Origin of the sequence: Algivirga pacifica, assembly GCF_039543525.1 — a bacterium.
GTDB lineage: Bacteria > Bacteroidota > Bacteroidia > Cytophagales > Flammeovirgaceae > Algivirga > Algivirga pacifica.
This window is the reverse complement of sequence record NZ_BAABJX010000048.1, coordinates 17,822-44,082: the sequence shown is the minus strand read 5'-3', so window position 1 is coordinate 44,082 and position 26,261 is coordinate 17,822. Positions and strand designations below refer to the sequence as shown.

22 protein-coding genes are annotated in these 26,261 nt (G+C 40.5%); 12 read left to right on the top strand and 10 right to left on the bottom strand.

Features of this window, described 5'->3' with window-relative positions; translation table 11 throughout:
- The first annotated feature begins 270 nt into the window (after nucleotides 1-270).
- On the top strand, nucleotides 271-681 hold the full coding sequence (locus ABD985_RS15800) for an acyl-CoA thioesterase (RefSeq protein WP_345373387.1): 411 nt from the start codon (nucleotides 271-273) through the stop codon (nucleotides 679-681).
- Between the two features lie 73 nt (nucleotides 682-754).
- On the opposite strand, the gene ABD985_RS15795 is transcribed toward ABD985_RS15800, so the two are convergent.
- The 5 genes from ABD985_RS15795 to ABD985_RS15775 form a co-directional block, all read right to left on the bottom strand.
- Entirely contained in the window at nucleotides 755-889 is a 135-nt protein-coding gene (locus ABD985_RS15795) for a hypothetical protein (protein ID WP_345373385.1), read from the bottom strand.
- A gap of 233 nt (nucleotides 890-1,122) precedes the next feature.
- Nucleotides 1,123-1,539, bottom strand: a complete 417-nt coding sequence (locus ABD985_RS15790) for a hypothetical protein (RefSeq protein ID WP_345373383.1) — start codon at nucleotides 1,537-1,539, stop codon at nucleotides 1,123-1,125.
- 68 nt (nucleotides 1,540-1,607) lie between these two features.
- A complete protein-coding gene (locus ABD985_RS15785; protein ID WP_345373381.1) occupies nucleotides 1,608-1,967 on the bottom strand; it encodes a hypothetical protein in 360 nt (119 codons plus the stop codon).
- A 185-nt stretch (nucleotides 1,968-2,152) separates the two neighbouring features.
- Nucleotides 2,153-2,590 carry a hypothetical protein gene (locus ABD985_RS15780; protein WP_345373379.1) on the bottom strand — a complete coding sequence of 146 codons (438 nt, stop codon included), beginning with the start codon at nucleotides 2,588-2,590 and terminating at the stop codon, nucleotides 2,153-2,155.
- A gap of 224 nt (nucleotides 2,591-2,814) precedes the next feature.
- On the bottom strand, nucleotides 2,815-5,817 hold the full coding sequence (locus tag ABD985_RS15775; RefSeq protein ID WP_345373377.1) for a PKD domain-containing protein: 3,003 nt from the start codon (nucleotides 5,815-5,817) through the stop codon (nucleotides 2,815-2,817).
- A gap of 329 nt (nucleotides 5,818-6,146) precedes the next feature.
- Between ABD985_RS15775 and ABD985_RS15770 the strand changes: the two genes are divergently transcribed.
- From ABD985_RS15770 to ABD985_RS15755, 4 genes are read left to right on the top strand one after another with little or no spacing between them, the layout of a single operon-like run.
- On the top strand, nucleotides 6,147-7,769 hold the full coding sequence (locus ABD985_RS15770; RefSeq protein WP_345373375.1) for a DUF1800 domain-containing protein: 1,623 nt from the start codon (nucleotides 6,147-6,149) through the stop codon (nucleotides 7,767-7,769).
- A 27-nt stretch (nucleotides 7,770-7,796) separates the two neighbouring features.
- Nucleotides 7,797-9,515, top strand: a complete 1,719-nt coding sequence (locus ABD985_RS15765; protein WP_345373373.1) for a DUF1501 domain-containing protein — start codon at nucleotides 7,797-7,799, stop codon at nucleotides 9,513-9,515.
- Nucleotides 9,516-9,534: 19 nt separating this feature from the next.
- A complete protein-coding gene (locus ABD985_RS15760) occupies nucleotides 9,535-10,383 on the top strand; it encodes an outer membrane beta-barrel protein (RefSeq protein ID WP_345373371.1) in 849 nt (282 codons plus the stop codon).
- A 14-nt stretch (nucleotides 10,384-10,397) separates the two neighbouring features.
- Nucleotides 10,398-11,618 carry a hypothetical protein gene (locus tag ABD985_RS15755; protein WP_345373369.1) on the top strand — a complete coding sequence of 407 codons (1,221 nt, stop codon included), beginning with the start codon at nucleotides 10,398-10,400 and terminating at the stop codon, nucleotides 11,616-11,618.
- A 142-nt stretch (nucleotides 11,619-11,760) separates the two neighbouring features.
- Here ABD985_RS15755 and ABD985_RS15750 read toward each other — a convergent pair whose 3' ends face one another.
- From ABD985_RS15750 to ABD985_RS15740, 3 genes are all read right to left on the bottom strand, one after another.
- Nucleotides 11,761-12,009 (bottom strand): GlsB/YeaQ/YmgE family stress response membrane protein, encoded by a 249-nt coding sequence (locus ABD985_RS15750; protein WP_345373367.1) that lies wholly within the window; start codon nucleotides 12,007-12,009, stop codon nucleotides 11,761-11,763.
- A gap of 326 nt (nucleotides 12,010-12,335) precedes the next feature.
- Nucleotides 12,336-13,484, bottom strand: coding sequence for an alanine racemase (gene alr / locus ABD985_RS15745; RefSeq protein ID WP_345373365.1), 1,149 nt, complete (start codon nucleotides 13,482-13,484; stop codon nucleotides 12,336-12,338).
- Between the two features lie 269 nt (nucleotides 13,485-13,753).
- Nucleotides 13,754-14,902 (bottom strand): amidohydrolase, encoded by a 1,149-nt coding sequence (locus ABD985_RS15740; protein WP_345373363.1) that lies wholly within the window; start codon nucleotides 14,900-14,902, stop codon nucleotides 13,754-13,756.
- A gap of 321 nt (nucleotides 14,903-15,223) precedes the next feature.
- Between ABD985_RS15740 and ABD985_RS15735 the strand changes: the two genes are divergently transcribed.
- Nucleotides 15,224-15,847, top strand: a complete 624-nt coding sequence (locus ABD985_RS15735) for a DsbA family oxidoreductase (RefSeq protein WP_345373361.1) — start codon at nucleotides 15,224-15,226, stop codon at nucleotides 15,845-15,847.
- A gap of 89 nt (nucleotides 15,848-15,936) precedes the next feature.
- On the opposite strand, the gene ABD985_RS15730 is transcribed toward ABD985_RS15735, so the two are convergent.
- Nucleotides 15,937-16,740 carry a PhzF family phenazine biosynthesis protein gene (locus tag ABD985_RS15730; RefSeq protein WP_345373359.1) on the bottom strand — a complete coding sequence of 268 codons (804 nt, stop codon included), beginning with the start codon at nucleotides 16,738-16,740 and terminating at the stop codon, nucleotides 15,937-15,939.
- 390 nt (nucleotides 16,741-17,130) lie between these two features.
- Here ABD985_RS15730 and ABD985_RS15725 point away from each other — a divergent pair, with 390 nt between their 5' ends.
- The 4 genes from ABD985_RS15725 to mtaB all read left to right on the top strand — a co-directional run bounded on the left by ABD985_RS15725 (nucleotide 17,131) and on the right by mtaB (nucleotide 23,961).
- Nucleotides 17,131-18,588, top strand: coding sequence for an OmpP1/FadL family transporter (locus tag ABD985_RS15725; protein WP_345373357.1), 1,458 nt, complete (start codon nucleotides 17,131-17,133; stop codon nucleotides 18,586-18,588).
- Nucleotides 18,589-18,690: 102 nt separating this feature from the next.
- On the top strand, nucleotides 18,691-19,647 hold the full coding sequence (locus tag ABD985_RS15720; RefSeq protein WP_345373355.1) for an isopenicillin N synthase family dioxygenase: 957 nt from the start codon (nucleotides 18,691-18,693) through the stop codon (nucleotides 19,645-19,647).
- Nucleotides 19,648-19,857: 210 nt separating this feature from the next.
- Nucleotides 19,858-22,581: a DEAD/DEAH box helicase gene (locus ABD985_RS15715; protein WP_345373353.1), complete on the top strand. Its 2,724-nt coding sequence runs from the start codon at nucleotides 19,858-19,860 to the stop codon at nucleotides 22,579-22,581.
- A gap of 60 nt (nucleotides 22,582-22,641) precedes the next feature.
- Entirely contained in the window at nucleotides 22,642-23,961 is a 1,320-nt protein-coding gene (mtaB, locus tag ABD985_RS15710; RefSeq protein WP_345373351.1) for a tRNA (N(6)-L-threonylcarbamoyladenosine(37)-C(2))-methylthiotransferase MtaB, read from the top strand.
- Nucleotides 23,962-24,143: 182 nt separating this feature from the next.
- Here mtaB and ABD985_RS15705 read toward each other — a convergent pair whose 3' ends face one another.
- The gene (locus ABD985_RS15705; protein ID WP_345373349.1) at nucleotides 24,144-24,815 is read right to left on the bottom strand and encodes a VOC family protein; all 672 of its coding nucleotides are present in this window, start codon (nucleotides 24,813-24,815) and stop codon (nucleotides 24,144-24,146) included.
- 78 nt (nucleotides 24,816-24,893) lie between these two features.
- Here ABD985_RS15705 and ABD985_RS15700 point away from each other — a divergent pair, with 78 nt between their 5' ends.
- Together ABD985_RS15700 and ABD985_RS15695 are read left to right on the top strand one after the other, a co-directional pair.
- The gene (locus ABD985_RS15700) at nucleotides 24,894-25,424 is read left to right on the top strand and encodes a hypothetical protein (RefSeq protein WP_345373347.1); all 531 of its coding nucleotides are present in this window, start codon (nucleotides 24,894-24,896) and stop codon (nucleotides 25,422-25,424) included.
- A gap of 120 nt (nucleotides 25,425-25,544) precedes the next feature.
- Nucleotides 25,545-26,198: a hypothetical protein gene (locus tag ABD985_RS15695; RefSeq protein ID WP_345373345.1), complete on the top strand. Its 654-nt coding sequence runs from the start codon at nucleotides 25,545-25,547 to the stop codon at nucleotides 26,196-26,198.
- The last annotated feature ends 63 nt before the right edge of the window (nucleotides 26,199-26,261 follow it).

Sequence of the window (26,261 nt, the reverse complement as noted above, 5' to 3'; positions counted from 1 at the left end):
AAATGTAGATGATTGGTAATCTTTCACTTAGATTTTATAGGATTATTTCCGTGACAATAAAGAATAAATGCGTGCGAAAAGCAAAGATAAAGACGAAAGAATTATAGACCGCTAGTATTTGTCATTACAAGGATAAAATGGTCAAAAATTGGGTGCTATGGATCATTATTCATGCATTTCCAAAGTTGTGAAATAGTATTTTATAGCGCAATTTTATTATTTTACCTTCAATAAATAGGCTTTTATGGTTAAAATAATTCGATTATAACGATGAGTGAACTAATAACAACAAAACATCCTTCCGTTGAAGAGCGTCTAATAACTTCTGAAACCAGAATTTTTAAAGCGGTATTCCCTAATACGACCAATCATTATGATACCCTTTTTGGAGGAACAGCCATGCACATGATGGATGAAGTGGCTTTTATCACAGCGACAAGATTTAGTAGGCAAAGGATGGTAACCGTAAGTAGTGATCGGATTGATTTCAAGAAACCAATTCCTGCCGGTACGATCGTGGAGTTGGTTGGGAAAGTAGTACATATAGGTAATACTAGCTTGAAAGTAAGTGTCGATATCTATATCGAACAGATGTATTCTTATGAAAGGGAAAAAGCCATCACTGGAGAGTTTACTTTTGTCGCAATTGATGAGGATAAGAATCCTGTATCAGTGCAGTAGTTGTACACTCTAAAGAATCACTATGTGATGTTATTCTATGCTGGTTCTATACGGGTATTAGGCTCCAGCCCCCCTACACTGGTCCTATACTGGTCTTAGGGTCCTCCCTAAGACCTACAAGCGTTTTCTCCGAGCGTCCACGCTCGGTTGGCATGATTGAAAAGTGAAGGTTGGTCATGGATTGGTAGATCGAATAAAAAATTGTCATATTCCGTATAGTGACGGATTAAAATCCGCCCCTATGTGATGTCACCCCGTTGGGGTTTTGATAAATAATCTCCTCGCACAAAAATACCACACCGCCCAATTTTCAAGATTTCATTCCGGATTATTTACAAAAATAGAAGGCTAGTAAACGTAACTAGCCTTCCATTGACATCACCTATGCAGACATACTGTGTGCGAGCGAGGTATTAGTCTTAACTACTATATATTTTTGGTTTATAAGTATGTGTCCCTAAAAAGTATTGCAATAGAAAGTGGGGTAAAATAACTAATTGTGTAGTATATAAAAGATAACCAACCCTTTGCGCCCTTCAGGTGATATATATTATAATAACCTTCAGCCTTTTCTGTTAGCTGAGTAGACAACCATTTTTCAATAATTGTTGATAGAATTACAAATGATAAAACAAGAATAGTAACTCCCCCTTTTATCCCAAATAGAGCTTTTATTTCGTTTATGTTTGGGAAAATGCAAAGTATAAATAAAATAGAAAATATGTTTGCACTCAAGGATAAGGAGAATGAATATATTGCTGCATCTACCTTCCTTTTAAAATTTCTCTTCTTAAAGAAGGAAAGAGTGTCTTCAAATTCTATGAAATTAACAAAACACTTAATAAATAGCTTCTTCATTAGAGTCCCCTCTATATTTACAAATCATTTGAAAGTTATGTACTTGCTCCCTGTGTGTGGAAAGTGCATCAATAACGTCGTTCACTCCAGTGTCTGACTTCTTCAAAAGAAGAAACATACCATTCTGATTGTAGATTCTCTCTTTCAAAATAAAGTATTGCGTATATAGTACGATGAGTATTACTACTATTAAAGCTAAACCCGACACTTGTTTCAAGAGAATTACTCTTTTCTGAAATATTCTCACCCATGATATTATGAACATTTCCATACTTATTACTGATAGCTTTATCACTATTTAGATACTTCTTTCCTTTTGCGTAAAAGGAAGAATCTGATGATGAAACAGAAGCCAAAAGTATGATCATAAAAAATATGATAAAAAAAGCAGGTAAATGTTTTGTGTCAACAATTCGGTTTGTTCTCATCTTTATTTGTCATTTTTACTGTTATTCCCTACGAAAAAATAAACTTTACTGGTCTTAAGGTCTGCCACGTCATGTAATGATAAGACCTACAAGCGTTTTCTCCGAGCGTCCACGCTCGGTTGGCATGATTGGAAAGTGAAGGTTGGTGATGGATACATTAAATAAAAAAGTGGTCTAGTAGACTCTTAAAACCCAGCCCCTTCCAAGGTAATCACATTTTGAACTTCTTCTAAAGAGTCTATTGAATTAAATTTACTCCAATTATGAGCATACTTTACTTCAGCAGAAGATGAATTATCTATCTTCTCCCAATAACCATAATAAAAAATAATATGAGGTTTCTGCTCTTTCAAAAAGACTTTACAAAGATAGTCATTCGCTCCCTTTAAAGGTATTCTAACAATCATTTTAGCAAATTTTGTTGAGTCTTGATTGTAGGTAAAGCCCAACTCTTCTTTTTCATGAGATCGTTTTCTAACTAAGGTAATCGTATTTTTCAGTTTATAGCTTTCTATCAATACTGTATCAGTATCTTCAAAATAGATGGCAGAACCTAAGCGAATTATTAATGATAATCCATAAATGGATGCCATTAACATGATTAATTTAAAAGTGCTTCTCATTACCACAATACGTTATGGACTTGCAACAAAAAAGTGGGGTAGTTAACTCTTTAAAAAAACTCCTACTAAATAAAAGAATAATACTAATATAACCACTTTCCTCCAAGTTCACTATGAATTTTAGATGACTGTCTTTAGTGGCAGTAACACTGTTAGTGAAATTAGCCAAAAAAAGCGAGGAACGAGTGCAGTGCCCGTTCCTCGCATAAATCGTTGAAAGACGTTTACATCTTCACAAACTTTCCAATATACTGTCGATCGACTTCCAGTATATAAAGACCTTTGTGCAGGTGCTTTACGTCCATCTGAAGACTTTCTCCTTTGAATAGCTTACTGCCTACTTTTTTGCCTGTGATGTCCCGGATCACCACATTTCCTTTTTCTTGTGGTAAGTGCTGAAGGTATAAGGTAGTACGGACAGGAACAGGGTAGATCAATAATGCCTGTTGCTCCTCCATTAGGGTTGTTCGGTTGTTTGAGCTACTGACTGTTACATAGGTCGTGTCGGTATCGATCAGGTTATTGTTTTGATCGTATCCGTAGGCAATCACCTCACGGTTATTACCAGCAGTGTTCAGTGAAATAGGGAAGGAGTATGTCCCATTACTCACACTTACGTCAGCAACCTGCCAGGTATCCACCCTTACAACGACACGAGTGATTTGTCCACTGCCTGTACCTGAAAAGGTAACCGTATTATTGGTTTGCATTTGGGCTGGAGCATCTATGGTGACGTACTGATTGACGACATCCAGCGTACTTGCTGATGTGGCTACGATGTCATTGTTGGCATTATAGGCTGTAGCCACTACATTACGACCGCTCCCCAGTCCATTGAATGTATAGGTAAATGAGTATAGACCATTGACTACCGTTTCATTGGCTAGTGGCCAGGTATCTACGGTGACTTCTACACGGGTAATACCAGGAGTCGCCGTTCCTGTAAATACACAAGGGTCCCCGATGGCGGTCATGGCAGGGTGTGTAAGTGTCACCGTTGGCGTGATATCTGTAATTTCAATATTCTGAGTGGTGGTTGCTGTCTGATTATCGTTATCCGTTACGGTCAGACTGACAGTATAGGTACCCGTATTGGTATAGGTATGTGTTGCGTTAGCGGTGTTGGCAGTTGCTCCATCCCCAAAATCCCATGCATAGGCAGTAATACTTCCATCTACATCGGAGGAAGCGGAGGCATCAAAGGTAATGGAGGTATTCACCTGACTGCTTTGGGTACTGCTGTTGATGATCGCTTGAGGTGCTTGAGGTGCAATGCTTGCGCATTCCCTGAACTCCAGTTTGACCGCATCGACAATCACGACCTGATTTGCCCCTTCATTGGATATAATTACCTCATTGTTGCTACCTGTTCCCATAACATAAGTTCCTACGGAAACCCAGCTGAGGTTATTGAGTTGTTGATTAACATAGACTGTATTCGTACCATAAGCATGCTTGACGCTGACAGGCGTATTGGTTGCCCGATTGCTACCAGCCGTATAAAATACAAATACTTCGTACTCACCTGTTGTAGCAATAGAAGGCGTAAAGGTTGCTGACCAGTCATTTTGGGAGGTTGCTCCATCATGAATATACCCCGTACCGACATATCCCGGCGTAGAGGAGCTGCTATACCATGCACCAGATAACGAGGCTTGACTATCATCAAGAATGATTTCTGGATTAGATGGAGCGATACAATCGACAATATCAGCGGTAATGCTTGCAGTATTGGTGTTTCCCTGATCGTCGGTTACGGTAAGGGCAATGGTGTAAGTGCCTGTTTGTGTATATTGATGGGAAACGTTGCTGCCAGATAGGGTAGTTCCATCTCCCATATCCCAGGCATAATTGACGATTTGCCCGTTTGTAATGTAAGAAGCAAGCCCATCCAGGCTTATTGCTTGATCAACCAATGCTTCCACGGCATCTTCTGAAATCACAGCAACAGGCATAGGAATACCTACTTTAAACATTTTTGGGGATGAATAGGTAGATACGCCCAGGTCAGGACGATAGGCACGTACTGACCAATAGTAGGTTTGCCCGATTACAGGTCCATTGTAAGGAGAGCCATAACTACTGTCAGACCATAGGTAGGTAGTTGCTTGCCCTGTTCCTACATTCACAGGAATGTTAGCAGAGGAGCCTGTCGAAGCAGTAAATCCATTGGTTTCATTCCAACCAGAAAGGGAAGTGGCAACCTGAAGCCTGAAATCAGATCCAGTAGCATAAGGCATCATCCATTCCAGCATTACAGGACCGGGAACATCCTGTGCATCTGCAGCAGGAGCTATTGTGACGGGTGCTTCTATAGGCGTGTGATGAACCGCCATAATAGAGCCTACCGATCGGTATTGTTCTGAAGGGTTATTGATATAGCTACTGCCTGTTGCCATCTGCGCAGAGCCTCCTCCATCCAGGTTCAGGGCCTCTACACATCCAAGGTCTTTCATCACCTGCGCCAACTGTGGCAAGGATAGCCCTACAGAGTTTCCTAATCTGCCATCTGCAGATAACAAAATGATGTATCCGTCATTGGTATACCCTATTGCTGATCTTGGGTCGACATTACTGTAGGATACCCCTGATCCGAAGATGACCTCATTGGTATAAGTGATATAAGTACTCCCATTTTTGACTAATACCGGGCCGCCACCTATGCCGGTATACAGGTCATTTAAGGGAGTTCCATCGGCCTGTACAGGAGCAGGGGCAGGGGTACCCACTGCATTTGGAGTCGGTAGGGCATAGGCGTAAATATCGGAGGCGTTATTACCAAAATGATACACCCAGTCTACAGACATATTTCGGGACTTGTCTACGGTAAATAACCCACGAGTAACCTTGTAAGATAACCCGTCTCGAGTCACGGCGGCTATATTCTTGGCCGTGACACCTGTTGGTTCAATTACTGCCGAATAATTGGCTCCCCCACCAAAGAATCCTCCATTGATAGCGACTTTTGCTCCCTCTTGGGCACAAAAATCTCTTACATTTTTGAAACTTCCTTCAAAAGCATGGGCTTTAAGGGAGACTCTGGGATCATTCATATCTACTTTGATGTAACTGATGGTTAATGGCCAGCTAGCATCGGTTCCTTTGTATACCTCGATACCTTGAGGCATGTTGTAGTTGGAAGTGACGTTGGTCCAGTTGATATTTTGTGCACAGACAAAACATACGGAACATAGAAGGGCTATGACCGTGAAGAAGTGTTTGATCATGGTTGTGTTGTTTGTTGGGTTTAAATTGTAATGAAAAATATGCTTGAAACATTCTAAGCACCGTGTTAACAAGCATTGAATAGAGTATATTCTTAATATACAATCTTATTCAGGTAATATCCAATAGTTGCAAAATAAGTGTGATCTGATGATGTTTTATTAAATTATCAGCTAAAGGAATATGAAAATTTCAATCTTATCCCTTAAAACATTACTTTATGACTTGATAACTTACATGTTTGTAATAGATCAGAAAGGAACTGGAACAAGATTTGTTCGTCTATTATGGTAAGCTTACAATAATTTTTATAATTAATTTGACCAATTAAATGAGTTCGTTAACACCAATTACCGGAACTCTGGGGCTAAAGCGTGCAAAGCATTTATTGAATCGACTGACTTTTGGGCCTACCAAGGAGCGAATCGATGCCTTTGCTGCGATGACAATTACGGAAGCTCTGGATGAGTTGTTGCTGGAATATACTCCTGTGGAGGAACCCCGAGAGTTGACTAATGATGATGTCGATAATCCTTTGTATCGCTTGACTTATCAGGATAATGCCCAAGTTATACAATGGTGGCTGAGCAATATGCTTCAGGGAAATGGTTTAATAGAGAAAATGATTTTCTTCTATCATACCCATTTTACGACAATGGAATCTAGGGTAGAGGAGCCTAAAGCTTTAAGGGATCAACTTCAACTGTTTCGCAAATATGCCTTGGGGAGCTTCAAATCACTTTCCTATGATATTTGTTTTGATCACGCCATGATGGCACACCTGGATAGTACACAAAATATCAAGGGACGTCCCAATGAAAACTTCGCTCGTGAGTTTTTGGAATTGTATACCATAGGCAAGGGGCCACAAGTAGGTGAAGGGGACTATACGACCTATACGGAGCAGGATGTACAGGAAGGAGCCAGAGTATTATCAGGTTTTATTGAGAATCTCAGTAATCAAACGGAGGAGATTACTTTGGGTACTATTGATCCTAGCCGTCATGATTATACGGATAAGGAGTTTAGTACTGCTTTTGGTCAGCGTAAGATCGTTGCCGATACCACCTTGGAACCTTTGGATAGTGCCTTTAAGGAGGTACAAGACATGGTCGATATGATCTTTGATCAGGAGGCTACAGGGGTATTCTTATTGACTCGTTTATACCGTTACTTCCTATATGCAGATATTTCTCCGGATGCTTTGGAGAATGTCATTAAGCCATTAGCGGCACAATTGAAGGGAGAAGCGTATGAGATCAAAGAAGTACTAAAGGTATTCTTTAGTTCTCAGCACTTTTTTGATGAGGATAATGCAGACGTTACAGATAATATCCGTGGTGCGATCATTAAGTCTCCACTAGATCTAACCGTAGGCGCTTATCGCTTTTTCAAGTTTAAGCTTCCTGACAATACAGCTATGGTAGAGAATCCTGACATGTCAGGTGACCCAGAGATGATGGATGAGTATGCGACGGCTTTAGCTGATATCTATAGTACTATAGAAGAACAAGGAATGCGCTTATATGAGCCTCCTGAAGTAGCAGGGTATCAGGCATATCACCAAGCTCCTGTATTCCATAGATTCTGGATTACTCCCAATAATATTGCTTATCGTTATCTGTTGTATACAAAGTTATTGGATGAGGGGATGATGATGAATTGGGATATTCTGGAGTATTTCAAAGACCCACTCAATAGCAGTGATCCATCGGATGCAGAGCAGTTGGTGTCTGATCTGATTGATTATATTTTTCCAGAAATCATTACTCCTGAACGAAAACAAGGTTTTATCACCAGCACCATTGTCGAGCAGATTAGTGATAACTATATCGAGAACCTGGACTATTGGAGAACGCAGTGGAATGACGAGATGCAGGAGATGAATGTGCGCAACAAATTAGCCTTATTGGTGAAAATGTTGATGGAATCTCCAGAGCATCAGCTGTATTAGATCTTTTAGAACCTACTGACAAAAAATATGAACCGTAGAAAATTTCTCAAGAAGGCATCGGTTGCAGGGGCTGCTCCTCTAGTGATCGGAGGTCTTCCTGTACAATCCTTTGCGATGGATAGTAAGCTGCAAAGAGCTGCAGCCAGTAGTACCAATGACAAGGTGATTGTATTAATCCAGTTACATGGTGGTAATGACGGATTGAACTGTGTAATCCCTGTAGATCGCTACAATGAGTATTATAATGCCCGTCCCAATATCGCTATTCCTGATAAAGGGAACAGAAAGTATATTACACTGGACTCTCCCAACCTGACACCAGATGAGAAGCAGGTGGGCTTGCACCCAGACATGATGGCCATGAAGCAAATGTATGATATGGGTATGGCTGCCGTGATCCAGAATGTGGGGTATGAGAATATGAATGGATCCCATTTTAGAAGCCGGGATATCTGGTTTATGGGTGGAGATTTTGATGATGAATGGCCTTCTGGCTGGATCGGTCGTTACTTGGATGAAATATACCCTGGGTATCCTAAAGCATATCCCAATGACCAAATGAGACAACCTTTGGCATTGGAAATAGGCAACAGCATGTCGTTGGCTTTTCATAGGGAAGAGGGAATACCGGTGTCTATTGGTATTAGAAATCCCGAGCAGTTTTTTAATCTGATTGAGAAGGTAGACTTTCAGCCGCCTCAATCTGTAGCCGACACACGCTATGGAGAGGAACTTAACTGGATTATGAATCTGGAAACCCAGACAGATATCTATGCAGGAGAGCTTCATACCGCTTACAATGCTGGGATGAACAGTTCTGTAGACTATCCTTCCTTTTATCCGATGACCTCCTCTAGTGGAAGTAGAACCAATCCGCTTTCTGGTCAATTACGTATGATTGCCCGTCTGATCGATGGACAGACTAAACTAGGGCAAGGAAAAACCAAGGTTTACTTGGCTAAGATTGGTGGTTTTGATACCCATGCCAATCAGGTAGAGAACTATGATCCTTCGATGGGGTCTCATGGTGCCAAAATGTATCACCTAACTACAGCAATCAAGGCGTTCTATGATGACTTAAGAGCACTGGGACATAGTGGAGATGTAGCGACCCTGACGTTCTCGGAGTTTGGTCGTCGAATTTACTCTAATGCGAGTTATGGTACGGACCATGGAAAGGCAGGGCCAATGTTTGTATTTGGAGAAGGGGTGACGCCAGGAGTTTATGGTACGAACCAGGCACTTCAAGGAAAAGGAAACCTATCGGTAGAACTGGATTACAGGGATGTATTTACTGCGTTGCTGAAAGATTGGCTAGGTGCTGACTATGATACCCTGGATAAGACGGGCTTTGGTGATCGAATTGTACAGCATGGTGATCAGGTCCACTTGAGTAGCGATGTGGCATTAGAGCAAAACCTGGATGTCTTATTTAAGGGGCAAGGGGGTCTAGTCTCTAGTGTGAGAGAGGATTTTATCAACCAACGCTATCGTCTGCATGCGGCATATCCTAACCCAGCCCGTTGGAGTACGACAATCTCTTATCGAATCAATGATGTATTAGCTGTGAGAATGGGCTTGTACAATACAGAAGGTAAGTTGGTGAAAATGTTGGTCAACGAGAAAAAAGGTCCGGGAGAACATCAGGTATCGGTAGCTGTACAAGGGTTGCCGGAAGGAATCTATTACTACCGTATTGAGGCAGGGATACTTCGTGCCACTAAGCAATTGATCGTCATCAAATAAACGAAAACAGAAAACGACTATGAAACAACTTTTACTGCTGCTGTCCTTATTGCTTATGGCACAATGGAGTATAGGACAAGGAAGAAGTAGCAATCGCTATGTCCGTAAGATTATGGATGACAGTAAGTTTTACGCAGGTTTCCGTGTAGGAGCACAATATAATAACTTGCGTATTGTACAGTCCTATAATATGCTGGAGCAACTTGCTGGAAGTCAGGAAGGCTACCAAAAAGAATATGAGGGGATCATGGCACAGGTACAGCCTTCTGTTGCGATACAGCTTTATTATTACCCTGTACATGTGATAGGATTTACCTTTCAGCCGACCTTGAGTATGATGAGCTGGGAGTATTCCAATAGTTATCAATGGGCATCGGAAAATGTTAACCTAGCCAGTGATTATACCTTTAAGCATAAGATCACTTCTTTTGATCTTCCACTGATGGCAAAATTGACTGCTCCATTGGGTAATCTACAGGTTTATGCACAAGGGGGAGCCTATTTTTCTGTATTGTTTGATGCGACCAAGAAAGTAGAAATAATAGATACAGAGATCACAAATGCCGGAGAGTTTATTACAGAGAGTGTGAGACGGGAAGGTTTTGAGCAGCAGCTTCAACCTTATCATTGGGGGTATATTGCTGGTGGAGGATTAAGTATTGATGTACATACGGTTCGTCTAGGTTTGGAAGCTTATTACAAGATTCCGATGCAGCAGCCTTTCTTGGCAGAAATGAGATATCAGCAAGGAGGATACCTATCCAGTATTTACGATGTAATGGATGATTGGGAATATTCAGGACTTGAGGTAGCCCTAAGTGTGACGATTCCACTGGATCATATTGCGATGATGTATAGAAGTAAATAATAACCATGGAACTGATGATGCAATTCAAGAATAAATATATTGTACCGATTCTTCTCCTAGCCTTATGCTTTACAGCATGTATGGAAGAACCTATAGAAGTGGAGCCGCAGGAGTCTTTTATGAAGGTGTTCAATCATGAACGCTATGCTACGGGTGCTTATGCCCTTGGGGTGACGCCTTTATTGGACAGTGGGTATTTCTTTGTGAATAGAAGGCCTATTGCCAATTCCAAGTTTGGATGGGGAGGTAATATTATGCGTACCAATAGTTTGGGACAAATCCTTTGGGAAGCGAATATTCCGGATACTTATGAAAATGTATTGGAGCAACCGCTAGAACTGTCCGATGGAAGAACATTTGTGGTGGGAATGCACACGACTTCTCTGGCGACTGTTTTTTTGATGGCAGATCCAGCTTCTGGACAAACAACAGAAGCCGCTACGTTTGCTGAGTTTATTTATCCTTTGGCTGCGACCGTTACTGCAGATAATCACTTTTTACTTCAGTACTATAACCATCGCAATTATACGACAGGGTTAGCTAAAATCGACAGCAATTTTGAGATCGTTTGGGGTCAGGAGTACCGATTATCCGAGGATGTGATCACGCAAAACCCAATAGTGTCAGGACATCTAAATTGGGGGAAACGTTTACCATTTTTCGTAGAGGAGACTGCGGATGGAAATATTGTACTGAATGGTTTATACAACTTTTCTTTTGCATTGCTCTTTATAGATGGAACAAACGGGCAACGAATTAATGAGATTCTTGGTGGCCAACGTTATGATGCTGGGATTATGGATGCAGAGGTCCTGGAAGGCGGACATATGGCCGCTACGGTTTTTGAAATCGGTAAGCAGTCGATTGTTCCTTCAGCAATCATCAATGATATAGGCCAAGCATCGGATTTAGTAGCGATGCCTTATCTAGGGCTGGACTTTAGGAGTGAGTCTGAGGTCGAAGCACTGGAAGTTGATGGACAAAAGGTCTTTGTTTTTGCATTTACCAACTATACTGGAGGGATCACAGTACTTGTTGTGGATCAGGAAACACAAGAGATCTTGGTAGAAAAGCAATTTGGAGAAGGGCAGGCTTATGAACTCGCTGATATGGCAGCAACTGCTGATAATGGCATCATCATGCTGGCTCGTACGACAATGGCTTCTAAGTTTCAAACAACCGCTTTGATCAAGGTATCTGAAAGAGAGCTGACCAAAGAAAAAGAAGAAGAATAGTTTTTTTGTTCATCCGCTACACGGCGTATGTTAATTGAGCTTCGCTTGTTCATAATGTTTAGTTGTTTTTATTAATACGTACCATTAAACAACTAAACATTATGAACGAGCGAAGCTCAACTAAACATCATGAATAAAAGATTTACCTTTTGAGCATCCGGTAACCAAATAATAGAACTAAGGCACCTCCTATCGCAATCAAAAGACTTTTTATATTAAATCCACTGATATCTCCAAACCCTAAGGCTGTACCGATAAACCCACCAATCACAGCTCCCACAATACCAATAATAATAGTGACAATAATACCTCCGGGGTCATTGCCCGGCATAATCCATTTGGCTAATGCTCCCGCAATTAAGCCAAAAACTATCCATGCTAAAATTCCCATAATAAGTTGCTTTAAGTGTGATGATTCACAAATACAACAGATATTATTCAATTTTAACTCCATATAAGGAAATGATTTTTTACGCTATAGTAGTTTGGATAGATGCTTATCGGTTATCGCTTATTGTTTAATTAAGTTTGAATAAAAAATCGACAGTTGAGGCGGCTTACGCCGCTTGTTGAGTGGAGCTTCGCTCCGTTGAGTATAGCCCTTCGGGCTGTTGAGGTATTACAGTACTGCTTTTTCTCAACAGCCCGAAGGGCTATACTCAACGGAGCGAAGCTCCACTCAACGGCACGCAGTGCCACTCAACCAAGCCATTATAATTACTCTACCACGATACGGGGAATGTCAATCGGCAACCTCGTCAATAACTCATAATTGATCTGATTACTGAAATCACTAAAAGAGGCTACTGAAATTTCTAATTCATCTTGCTTGCCAATTAATACCACTTCGTCACCTTTTTGAATATTAGGAATATTACTAACATCCACACAGATCATATTCATATTAATCGTACCAACGACCGGAGCAAAATGCCCATTGATAATGACTCTGCCTTGGTTACTTAGTGAACGACTATATCCATGCCCATAGCCTACCGGAACTGTGGCGATTGTCATGGGAGAGTGTGCAAAGTAGGAAGTGCCGTACCCCACAAATTCTCCTTGTTGAATATCTTTTAAACTCATGACCTGACTTTTCCAGGAGATAATCCTTTTCAATGGGTAATCGTAGTCTGTTTTCTTGGTAATATAATGGGTGAAAGTCTCTTCGTTTGGAAAAAAACCATATTGAAGGATACCTACTCTTACCATATCCATCTGTGTATTTGGATGCCTAAGGGTAGCCGCAGAACTGGCAATATGCCTATTTTGTGGAGTGATTCCCATCCCTTGCAGTTTTCTAAGGATCTTTTGGTAGGTGATGGTTTGCTTTTTTACCCTATAATAATTGGAAATACTTTCTGCTCCCGCCAAGTGGGTACATACTCCCTTAAGTTGTAAATGAGGGCTACGGTCAATTTTAAGGACGAACTCTTCCAGTAACTCAAAGGGAACACCTGTTCGGTTCATTCCTGTTTCAACTTCTAAGTGAATCAAGGCCGGTTTCCCTATTTTTTTAGCGGCTTCCTCAGCTTCCTGTAAACGCTCTCTTTCAAAAATATAAAACTCTACTTCTTGCTCTACTGCCCAGTGTACCTGCTCTTGCGTAAGCATTCCCATAATCATAATGGTGCTGTTACGCTTGCTTACTTGTTTTACTTGGTAAGCCTCTTCTGCATTAAAGACAGAGAAGTGGTTGATTCCCATATCCTCTTCTAGGGGAATGATAATGGGAATACCATGCCCGTAAGCATTTCCTTTAACGACACAGGAAAGACGTGTATGGCGTAGGAGTTGTTGGCGTATAAAGTTAATGTTTTGTTCGAGCGCTGATTTACTGATTTCGATATGGTTGGAATAAGACATGAATGAATACTAAGCTAATGATATGTAAAAAGAGACCTATGGTAGCGTTGCATAAGTAGTTGCCACACTACTAATAGGCTTTGTTGAATCGTTGAATTTCACCTTCGGTGAGTTGAATCGTTGATTCGAGTTGATAGGTTGTTTGAGTATTCATATATATTTCAATCAACAATTCAACTCGAATCAACGAGTGAAGCTCTATTCAACTCATCACGTAGTGATGAAGTTCAACGATTCAACAAAGCTTATTGGTAGTATGACAGATAAATTTAAGCCGTTTGATAGACCTCTGCTATACGCAAAGCAATTTGATGAAATAAGCGCACTGCCACTGGAGTAATCTCATCCGGGTAATCATAATCGGGGTTGTGAAGGGCAGGACAATTTTCTCCTGAGCCTATTCCAAACATCGCTCCTTTGTATTTTTGGGTAAACAATCCAAAATCTTCTCCCCACTTAAATGGATAGGCTCTTTCCGCAGCAGGCAAGTCACATTCCTTGATAGCCGATAAGAGGTGCTCCATCGCTTCTGGGTGGTTTTCATTGGCTTGAAAGTGTTGGGTGAAGGCTATTTCAGGGGTTAGATTTTCTTCTGAAGCTATTTTTTTGGAAAGGGCGACAATCTGATCTGAAATATGTTCTAAATAGTCTTCTGTCCAGGTTCTTACGGTGAGGTGAAGTTCTCCATAACCTGCAGAGATCCCATAAGCCAATTCTCCCATATTAATATGAATTGGCGTAATCACGGTTAGCTTTTCATCGTCGGGATTGTTATTGGCTAACTTTAGTGATTCTTGCAATATTCTAGATAAGGCAAGGGCAGGGTTATCTCCATGCTCCGGCTCTGCCGCATGAGCCGTCTTACCGTGTAACTTTATAATAATACTTTTAACAGACGCTGTAAAGGATGCAGGTTTGTAGATGATTTTATTGAGAGGATAGCCTGGTAAATTATGAAAGGCAAAGACATAATCAGGGGATAGGGTGTCAAATTTATCATCCTCCAGGATTGCTTTGGCGCCTTCTCCATTTTCTTCTGCAGGTTGGAAGACTAAAAGTACTTTCCCTTTCTTAGGAGGGGTTTGAGATAATTGCTTTGCTAGCCCTAGCATTGAGGTTAAATGTCCATCATGCCCGCATTTATGAGACACCCCCTCTGTGATTGATCGGTGAGCGAAGGTGTTGATCTCTTGAATGGGTAGAGCGTCTAGTTCGCAACGAAATAGAATGGTAGGTCCTTCCTGAAAACTGTCAAACACAGCAATTACGCCCGTTCCTCCAATAGGACTAATCACCTCAGTAGGGTTTAGTGTCTGTAATACCTCCACCACTTTTTTTGCAGTGTGATACTCTTTTCCAGAGACTTCTGCAATGGCGTGAAATTCTCTTCTTAAAGTAGTTAAATCAGTTGTTAGCATAAAAGTTGAGGTTTGTTTTGTTATTAAATCTCGAATAGAACTTTTTTAATATAAGAAGAATACGCTCTTTATGAAACAATACGAATGGTGGATGGTTAGAATTGTAAGAGAAGAATAAGCCATTCAACTCCATTTAACAATTCAAGAAAACAGCATTAGCTGCTAACTACTGGATATGAAGTCTCTGTTTTCTTGTATACCTATTTGAAAACGTGGTAGGGACGTGCCATTGGCACGTCTGGAATGTTTGAAACTGTACAAAAATTAGTTGATGTCCAGTCGTTAGCATTAGCTGTTCAAAAGATTCAATTTAAAGTAGCAATGAAGAAGATTAAGATTGATGTTATTTCAGACGTGGTATGTCCATGGTGTTATATAGGAAAAAAACGCCTTCAGGATGCTATGGATGAAGGTGCTGAGGAGTTCGACTTTGAGGTGAACTGGAAGCCTTATCAATTACACCCAGATCTACCTAAAGAAGGTATGGAGAAAGAGGCTTTTGCACGTTATAAGTTTGGAAAAGGAGCCGAAGAGATCTTCCAACAAGTAGAAGTAGCTGCCCGTGGAGAGGAATTGCCTATGGATATGTCCATCTTGGAAGTGATTCCAAATACAGCAGAAGCACACCGCTTGATGTATCTATGTCGTCAAGAAGAGAAAGATGAGGCTTTAGGACTTGAGCTATTCAAGAGCTTCTTCGTAGAGGGAGCTGATTTGAGTAATGTGGAAGAGCTGCTTGCTAAAGCTAAGAAAGTGGGTGTATCGCAAGAAGTGATCGATACATTCAATAATACTTCGGCAGGTGATGAAGAGGCCAGAAGAGAAGAGGCTTTGTATCGCCAGGCAGGTGTCAACGCAGTACCTAGCTTCATTATCAATGACAAGTATATCATTAGAGGAGCACAAGCAGCGGAGACGTTCCTACAGTGCTTTAAAGACGTATAAAAAGGTGTAAAGTAAAAGGTAATAGGTATAAGGTAATAGGTGAATTTAAACCTTATACTTATTACTTTCTACCTTTTACTTTATACCTCTTACCTTATAAAAATTTCCCCTTTCATATACGTTACGGCTCTTCCGCTGATCAATACCCGATCTCCTTGTAGCTGACAATATAGGTCTCCACCTCTAGCGGATAGTTGTTGTGCATGTAGCGTATCTTTTCCTAGCTTTTTTGCCCAGTAAGGAATAAGCTTGGTATGGGCAGAACCCGTTACAGGGTCTTCTTCAATGCCTACAGCTGGACCAAAAAAGCGGGAAACAAAATCCACGGTATCTCCCTTGGCAGTAACGATAATCCCCCTATAAGGCAATTGTCCTAACGCAGTAAGGTTGGGCGTCAAGTGACGTACTTCATTTTCACTTCCTACCACAATCATAATATCGTCGGAGGACTTGTAGGTTCCATGAACAGCGGTACCCAAAGCGGTATCTAGCTTTTGTGATGGTGGGATCATCTCGATTTTCTGTGCTGGGAAGTTAAGGGTTAGCCGGTCGTTGGCTTCTTTGGTTACCTCGAGTACTCCCGAACGGGGGCTATTGAATAGGATCTTCGATTGATTGTATTGCAAGTGCTCAAAGAGTACATGCGCAGCAGCCATCGTGGCGTGCCCACATAGATCCACCTCTGTTGTTGGCGTAAACCAACGAATAGAATAGGCTCCTTCTTTGGTGACGATAAAGGCCGTCTCAGAAAGATTATTTTCAGCGGCAATATTTTGTAATAGTTCATCTTCCAACCATTCTCCCAAAAGACAAACTGCTGCAGGGTTTCCTTTGAATTGTTGGTAAGCAAAGGCGTCTACTTGATAGATTGGAAGTGTGTTTGTTGTATTCATGGATTATCAATGTCTCTGTTTCTAAATAATTGTCTATAAACACTCAGGTTAATCTTGTCGCTGTCTACGGACTAATATGCCGTTTAGAAACGCCATGTAATGGATTATTGGTTATCGTTTAATCATTCAATCTTAATTAAGTAATAAACAATAAGCGATAAACCAATATTGTGTAACAGCTTTAATCTTAACTCCTAATATTAATATCAAAGATACATCAGGGAGAGGGAGAAATAGAATGATTTTAATACAGGTATATGAATTATTTAAGAATATTAGCGTAAGCCTTAACAATAACCTTACGCTTGTAGGATTCTGACCTAAAAAAGTAGGTAAAGTAGGTAAGGATGTGATATCTCAGGAAGAAAGCATGTAAGCCTTGAATTGTTTATGACCAAAAAGATATACTATATCCTTATCCTTATACTGATGACATCTCCTCTACAAGGGCAGGAAGGGCATTATTGGACAGAGCAGTACGGAACACGATCTATGCTGTTGAGCGGTTCTGTTATTGGAGGAGTGGAAGACCTGGGTGCTGTATTTTATAATCCAGCAAGACTAGGGCAGGTAGAGAATCCCTCTTTTTTGTTAAGTGCGGATGTTTATCAAATCTCAAATTTTACTATAGAAGATGGTGTACAAGATGGAGTGGATACCAAAAATACAGACTTCGGAGGGGTGCCTAGTATGTTTGCCGGTACTTTCAAAATAAAAGCATGGCCAGAGCATCAGTTTGCTTACTATAGTTTGCAGCGAGCTCGCTTATCTGTTCGCTTTAATTTTAGAAATGAAAGTCGTGGAGAAGTGTTAGATGATTTACCAGGTACGGAGATTTTTGAGGCAGAGACCAGGTCTAATAGTAGTTTTAGGGAAGAATGGTTTGGCCTTACCTGGTCACATAAACTTTCGGATAACATATCTGTAGGAGTGTCGGCAAATATCTCGATTTTGAACAGCCGAAAAAGTAACGAGCTTTTTCTAAGGGCATTTTTGGAGGATACGGCAGAAGTAGGGATTTATGAGTATAGAAGAGAGTTCAGATATAATGTGTATGGTTTTTTATGGAAAGCAGGATTAGCTTATCAGAAAGAACGCTTGTCTTGGGGATTAACGATCCGAACACCACATCTCAATATTATTAATGAAGGAAAGTATAATTACCAAGAATATTACTCAGGTTTTACGGGTTCATCCATTGATGGGTATTATGCGAATAGCTATCAGTCTGGCTTAAAAGTGAGACGTAAAACGCCCTTTGCAATTGGTGGAGGAGTAACCTATAGCATAAAGGAAAAAAACAAAATACATTTCAGTACAGAGTTTTTTAATGGTGTCAATTCTTATGATCAATTAGTGGCAAAAGATCATATTGCCCAGAGTAACCCTGAGGATACGATTTCTTTTAAGGTAGTAGAAAGGTTGCGACCGGTTATCAATTTCGGAATAGGTTTGGAGTGGTATATCAATAAGAACGTTTCAGGGTATGCCAGTACGAGTACAGACTTTTCAGCCATACCAGATGATGCTCCCCAGTTTAACAATCAGGAAGCTGTGGTCAGTAATGCATTGTTGAATGCTAATTTCTTGAATATTGGTGGAGGGATAGTTTTGAATTTTAGAGGTGCAGATATCACGTTAGGAGCAACCCATACCGGGGGAAGTAGGTCTTTTGAGCGTCCCTTCTCATTTCCTGAAGACGGTGGAGGAGGAACCCTGGAAACCAATGATGAAGGAAGGGTGCGTTGGAACCGATGGCGTATTGTCTTCAGTTTCTCAGTGCCTTTTGTAAAGAGTTATACCAAGAAGCTGGAGGATAAATTGCAAAACCTACAGAAAAAGAATTAACATTCATTTTATTATTTTCATTTACCTTTGCAAAACTATGAATTATGCCCTCTAAGGAGAAGCGTAAAAATAAACAGAATTACCAATCTATATTAACATTACATGGATAAGAACAATATCGCTACAGTAGACTTTCATGACCTGGTTTCTGGAGATGCAGAACGCAAGTCGAATTTTGTAAAGGAAATGGGAGATTCATTCTCTAATATGGGCTTTGTGATTGTGAAAAATCACGGCGTAACCGAGGAGATGAAAAAGCATTTATTTGAGACGTCTAAGCGCTTCTTTGGCTTGCCGGAGGAGGTGAAAAGCACATATGAGAAAGAAGAGCTTGCCGGACAAAGAGGATATACAGGTAAGAACAAGGAAAGTGCTAAAGGAAGCGAGTTGCCTGACTTGAAAGAGTTTTTTCACGTAGGTCAGGTAGTGACGGATAATGATACAGTGAGCTATCCTGATAATATATGGGTAGATGAGGTGCCAGAACTGAAGGAGGTTTCTTTGGAAGTGTACCGCACGTTCGAGCAAACTGGGAAGCAACTGTTGAGAGCGATTGCTTTATACCTAGGTCTGGAAGAAAACTATTTTGATGCAAAAATCCACAATGGAAACAGTATCCTTCGTTTACTTCATTATTACCCACTAGAGAATGTAGATAATATTCCTGATGGTGCCGTGCGTGCAGCAGCCCATGGTGATATTAACTTGATCACCTTATTGATGGGAGGTAGTGCGGAAGGTCTACAGGCACAGTCTCTGGATGGACAGTGGATTTCTGTTTCTCCAAAAGAGAACGAAATTGTCATTAACATCGGTGATATGTTGGCAAGATTGACTAACAATAAGCTTCGTTCAACGATCCACCGTGTAATTAATCCATCGAAAGAAAACCTGAAGTCTTCTAGATACTCTATGCCATTCTTTATGCACCCTAGAGCAGAGATGGATCTAACGTGTCTGGAGGGCTGTGTAACAGAAGAAAACCCTAAAGCCTACAAAGATATGACGGCAGGGGAGTTCTTGACAGAGCGTTTGAGAGAACTAGGCTTATTGAAATAAGCTGTTGAATCGTTGAGGAGGCTTGTACCTCCTCTGGTTGAATAGTACTTAGTGTAGAGGTGTATAGTCTGAAACTTTACACCTCTACACTTTTACACCTCTATACTTCATTACCTATGGTGAAGAGTTGAATTGTTAAATGATTTAGATGTATTTTAGAGCGAAATACTTTTCAATAAACCATTAACTCGGTTCAACGATTCAACCTATATGCAGCATCTTATAAAATACCTACAGTCATGTTATCTCTCCGATAATAGAGAACAGGGCCTGACTGATTTTTTTCATGAAAAAGTAGAAATACCTTTCTGGCTGAATGATGCAGACATGCTAGAGGGGGGATTACCCTCATACCCAGTAGACGAAGAATGGGGAGAGCGGGCAGCCTACCGATTACAATTACACCCAAAAGAAAAATCTATCTATCTATGCTCCCTTTTTGTTAAGGGGAAGTACAAGATTAATGGTCGCAGTAGAGCACTGACGACACCTCTTTATATGACCCCTATGACCATCGAATACCGGGAGGAGATGTATTATGTTTCTCCTGTATGGGAGAATACGGTCATTAACATTACCGCACTTAGGGTTCTTGCGCAAGAGGAGGAATTCCCCCAACAATTACTTTTTGATTTAAAGGATCCTTTATTAGATGGTGTATTGACGTTTAATGAGGTGAGTGCCGTTCGCAATAGCATTAAAGAATACTTTACTTCTTGTGATACGGAGCCTTTATTGATGTATCCTACGTTAGAGACAGAAGAGAAAATCAGTAAAAAGTATGAAGAGGAAGGTACTGTCATTGAACCAGCTTCCGCTTTATGTGTTCTTAGAAAATCATCGTTGACGTATGGTGTCTTGAGCGAGTTAGATGAACTGTCAGGGTTTCAAGAGGCTGAATACTCTTCAGCTTTAAAGACCTATTTGGGAAGTACTTCCAATCATTTTAAAAACGAAAGCACCTCTTCTTTAATGGTTCCAGCGCTATTAAGTGAAGCTCAGGAAAATATTATTCAGGTAGGAGCGACCTCTCAAGCCAGTGTTATTGTGGGTCCTCCGGGAACAGGGAAGTCTTTTACCATTGCGGCTATGGTGATGGATTGTGTAGGAAGAGGAGAATCTGTCCTGGTGGTTTCTTCGAATAATCAAGCGGTGGATGTTGTAGGGAAGAAACTCAAGGAGGAGTTTGATATGGCAGAAGTCCTTATGAGAGGAGGAGGAAGCCGAGAACTGAAAAAGCAATTGAAAGATCAGTTGGAATACATCCTGCAAGGAGGAGGGATGCCAAAGGTGACTTCGGCAGAGTTGAATAAACTTAGAAAAGAGCTATCGGCTATAGAGAAAAAGATTGAGAACATTCACCAGACGTACAAACGAAAAGAACTTAGGGAAGGGAAGCGAAAAGAGCTTTTTGAAGGAGCAGGCTGGTGGAATAGATTGACACAAAGAATAGAAGAATATCGTATCGAACATGAACGTCCACTTTGGGAAGCTACCGAAGCCTATTATCAATTGCTGAATGAACGAAACAGACTGATACAGATCTATGTAAAGAATAGTTTTTACTATCAGGTCAACCAATGCCTCAAAAAAGACTACAAAGCCTTAAAGAACCTTCATGGAGCCATTAAGGCAAGAAACAGTGGCCGCAAGTCAGACATCTTCGATTCCCTGGACTTTCAACGACTGCTTTCTGTATTTCCAGTATGGTTGGTGAGTATCACAGAGGTGAGTGCGGTGCTGCCGATGTATAAGGAACTCTTTGATGTGGTGATTATTGACGAGGCGACCCAATGCGATATCAGTAGTATACTTCCGGCATTACAACGAGCCAAAAGAGTGGTCGTGGCAGGGGATTTCAAGCAACTGAGACACAATTCCTTCCTAAGTCGAAAACAACAACAGTATTTAGGGAATCTCCATCAGTTGACATTGGAGGAACAGAAACGATTAGACTACAGGGAGAAAAGTGTACTGGACCTGATCTACGAAAGCACGGAAGATCAACGACAGCTTAACTTTTTGGATGAGCATTTCCGTAGTCATCCTCAATTGATATCCTTTTCTAATAAGCAGTTCTATCAGAAGCGTTTAAAAATCATGACGCATCAGTATCTGAAGGAAACCGATAATCCTTTAGAAGTGGTGGGCGTAAAAGGGAAAAGAACCAAGACGGGATATATTAAAGCGGAAGCCGATAAAGTGTTAGCACTATTGGAGCACTTGATTGAGGAACAGAAGGAACTTCCTGTTGAAAAAGTGTCTTCCATAGGAATACTTTCCCCTTACAGGACACAGGTAGACTACCTACAGAAAAGAGTGCAAAAGCAATTGACGTTGGAACACCTACAACGACACGATGTCTTGGTAGGAACAGCACATTCTTTTCAGGGAGAAGAGAAAGACTTTATGATGCTTTCGATGGGGATTTGTCCGGAGACGCATCCTTCAGCCTTACAACACCTGAATAGAGAGGACGTATTCAATGTGAGTATTAGCCGGAGCCGAAAAAAACAATGGATCATCTCATCGGTTATAGGAACAGATTATCTAAAAGGCAAGAAGAGTCTTATGGAGGCCTACTTGGAACACTCAGAAGCATTTTTACAGGGACAAGTAGCCCAAATGTTAGAGATTCCTTTTATAGAGGAGTTGAAGACATGGTTGCAAGAGCAAAAGCTAGGGGAGGTAAGAACGGATTTTGAAATAGGCAACGAATGTTTTAGTCTGGCTTTATCTTACCAAGGGGGTACCTTTTGTTTTTACTTCCCAGGGTTCGAGAAAGAGAGGCCTTTACAAGTCTATCATAAGATGCTAAGAGTAAAACATTATATCGTCCCAATACCTTTTGGACAATGGACTTTGAAGCAAGGTTGGGTGAAAGATCACCTGCTGGATTTGATTAAAAATGGACGAATGTTAAAACGTTATTAAATGGAAATCGTGATTTCTTGAAAAAAGCCTTAAATTTGCAGGAATTTTGACAGGCAAGATATGAGAAAAGTAGCATTTTATACATTAGGCTGTAAGCTGAACTTCTCCGAGACCTCTACGATCGGTCGTATGTTTGAAGAGAAGGGATACAAAAAAGTAGAGTTCTCAGAAACTCCAGATATATTTATTATTAATACCTGTTCGGTAACCGATAACGCAGATAAGAAATGCGCAAAGGTGGTGAGAGAAGCCAAGAAGATCTCTCCGAACGGCTATGTGGCTATCATTGGTTGCTATGCACAGTTGAAACCAAAGGAAATCTCAGAACTGGAAGGGGTGGATGCAGTGCTCGGAGCCGCAGAGAAGTTCCGTCTGATCGAACTGCTGGACGGTTTCGTGAAAACAGAAGAGCCAAAAGTACTGGCGCAGGAGATTAAAGAAACCAAAGACTTTATCTCAGGGTACTCCATTAACGATAGAACCCGTACCTTCTTGAAAGTACAAGACGGTTGTAACTATCAATGTACCTTCTGTACTATTCCATTGGCAAGGGGAAAGAGCCGAAGTGATACGATAGAGCATGTGATTAAAAACGCGCAAGAGATCGCAGCCTCCGAAACAAAAGAGGTGGTACTGACAGGAGTAAATATTGGAGACTTCGGTATTATCAACGGAAAGAGAGAAGTACGCTTCTTTGATCTGGTAAAAGAACTGGATAAAGTAGAGGGGATTGATCGTATTCGTATCTCGTCCATCGAACCGAATCTACTATCGAACGAGATTATCGAATTCTGTGCCGATTCAGAGCGCTTTGTGCCTCATTACCACATACCACTTCAGTCAGGTTCAGATAAGCTCTTACAGCTTATGAGAAGACGTTATAAGCGTGAAGTTTATAGCAGTCGGGTAGAGCTGATCAAGAAGCTTAATCCAAATGCGTGTATTGGTGTAGATGTGATCGTTGGTTTCCCTGGAGAGACAGAAGAAGATTTCCTGGATACCTATTACTTCCTGAATGAGTTAGACGTTTCTTATTTCCACGTATTCACGTACTCAGAGCGTGATAATACAGAAGCGGTTGATATGGAAGGGGCTGTTCCAATGAAAGAACGTAACCGTCGTTCCAAAATGCTTAGAGGACTTTCTGAAAAGAAAAAGAGAGCATTCTATGAAAGCCAGCTAGGAAATGAATATAACGTACTCTTCGAACATGAGATTCAGGATGGTTACATGTATGGATTTACGGATAACTATGTAAGGGTTCGTGCCAAGTATGATCCTATGTTGGTGAACGAGATCAAGAAAGTAAAATTGGTTTCCATCAATGAGGAAGGTACCGTAGAGATCGAAGAGCCAGAATACGTTTATGAAACGCATTAAGGTTTACTAGCACAGGGCACCACCCTGTAAATGATATAAACTGGTCGTAGTGTCCTCGCTACGACCTTTTTCATTTTTTGAGCGTCCTCGCTCAAAAGGTCACTATACCCAATCCTCCTGCTCCTATATTCCCGCTCATACAGAATCTCCTTTGACTCAAAAAATACAGTCGACATAAGATATTATTTCTTATGCCATATAATCTTTTCCTCTTTATACTCTATCTCATACACCTTCCCATTGGACTCAAAAGTACAGCGAAAAGCTGAGGGCAGGGCTTTGTCATCAGTAGGAATCCAGTCTTTTTGCTGATAGTCTATAATAATAAATAGTCCATGTTCTCCACCAGCAGCCAAAAAGCGCTCTCGGTCCCCATCAAAAAAGTCTATACTTGCAACTGACTTTAATTCGCCATATATAGAAGACACACGCTTTGTCGGCATCCCAATCTCACTAACTTCCCAAAGTTGTTTTACATCAAAAGGGGCATGAAAAGGGTATTGAAGATTTCTACGACTAATGAACTCTACAATATTCCCATCCATATCTTTAAAGTACATTGCCTTGGCATTCCAGGCAGAGAAATCTACCAATTTTTCTCCTTGAAAGGGAAGGATCTTTACTTTTTGTTGAAGCCATTCCATTACTTCCTCTTCCTTTTCAGAAGGAATATTAAAGGCAAAATGATAGGGAGTGGCATCTGACTTCTCTTCGAATCTTAATAAAGTATTCTGGGTAGTGATTTCAAAAAATGTATCCGTCTCTTGCGTGATTTCAAGGCCTAGCGTATTCTGATAAAAAGATTTTTGACGTGGAAGATTGCGGCTATATAAGGTGAGTTCTTGTATTTTCATAGCATAGTATAATTCGGGTATATCTTTTGTGGATTGTATTTAATGATAGATCATCATTTTTTATTAACAGTTTTAGATATGCAAAAGTTATTTTTTTACTTCATCACTATTCTTTTAATTTCTTCTTGCAGTAGCTTATCCAAACTTACCCAGTTTGAGATGGATTATCAAACAGAGGTAGAGGTGCCATCCTTAATAGGAATAGAGTTTCCATTGAAGGTTTTAACCCCAAAGATTGAGACTAATTCAGAGTCAACCTTCGCACTAAATGATACTCGTAAGGATATGGTTGAACAAGTTCTATTGAAGGAACTTACCCTGAGTGTAACGACTCCATCAGGTGGAGACTTTAGCTTTTTAGAATCCATGACTGTATTTCTAACCGCAGAGGGATTAGAAGAGATTGAAGTAGCATCCATTAAAAATATTCCCTGGCAAGTTGGAAATACGTTGACGCTAACTCCTACAGGTGCCGATCTACAGGAGTATATCAAGAAAGACGAGTTTCAGTTAAGATTGAATACAGTGACTGATGAGTTGATCACACAGGATTATACAATCAATATTGATGCGACATTCTTTATTGATGCCAAGGTGTTAGGATTGTGATTTCGTATGGCCGCGCCAGTGGTGCGGCCGTATGAAAGACTTGTAATGATGTGGTCCCTTTGTGAAAAATGTAACCCTTCCTCCGTTTTTCATTATGTAAGTAAAAAACACTCCCACATCATGAAAAACCAATTACAACTCTTAGTTCCTTTTATGTTATTGATATCCTGTGAATGGGATACGACCGTTATTTTAGATCGCGAGCGTGCCCAAGATCAAATAACCCTTTCTTGGCAGCGGTATCTTTACGAAGAGAGAGAAATTATTCCTTTGTCCCAGTTCAAAACTTTTGGAGAGTGCTTTGACGATATTTCACTCCAATACAAGAATAGTTTCTTTCCTCAAATTGCATTACAAACAGAGAAGGGAGTAATTATACCGTTGTACGTACAATCCTTTGAAATAAGTAAAGGAGCATGTATTTGTTTTAAAAAGAGAAATATATGGGAGTTGCAACAGGTAACAGACTATTCCAAAAAGCAATTTAATGCCTTTTACATAAACCCACAGCAGAATAAACGATATGCGGAATCCCCAAGAAAAGCCGCTATTTACTTGGGTTTACCAAAAAGTACATCAACTGAAGAATTTTCTAGATTATTAGAAAATATATTCGGTGAGTACCAGAAGTTATGGAATAAGCAAGCGTTGATGATGTTTGACAAGAAGGTGGAGGAACTCAATGAAGAGGAGTTTGAAAGAGTCTATGAGCTTTTACCTATGTATATTGATTTTGATAATAGGCTTTTCGACGAGACAAAGTTTCTTTATTGAGAGTGGATGCTCTAATAATGAAAAAGGTCGTAGTGAGGACACTACGACCAGTATATTCGTACT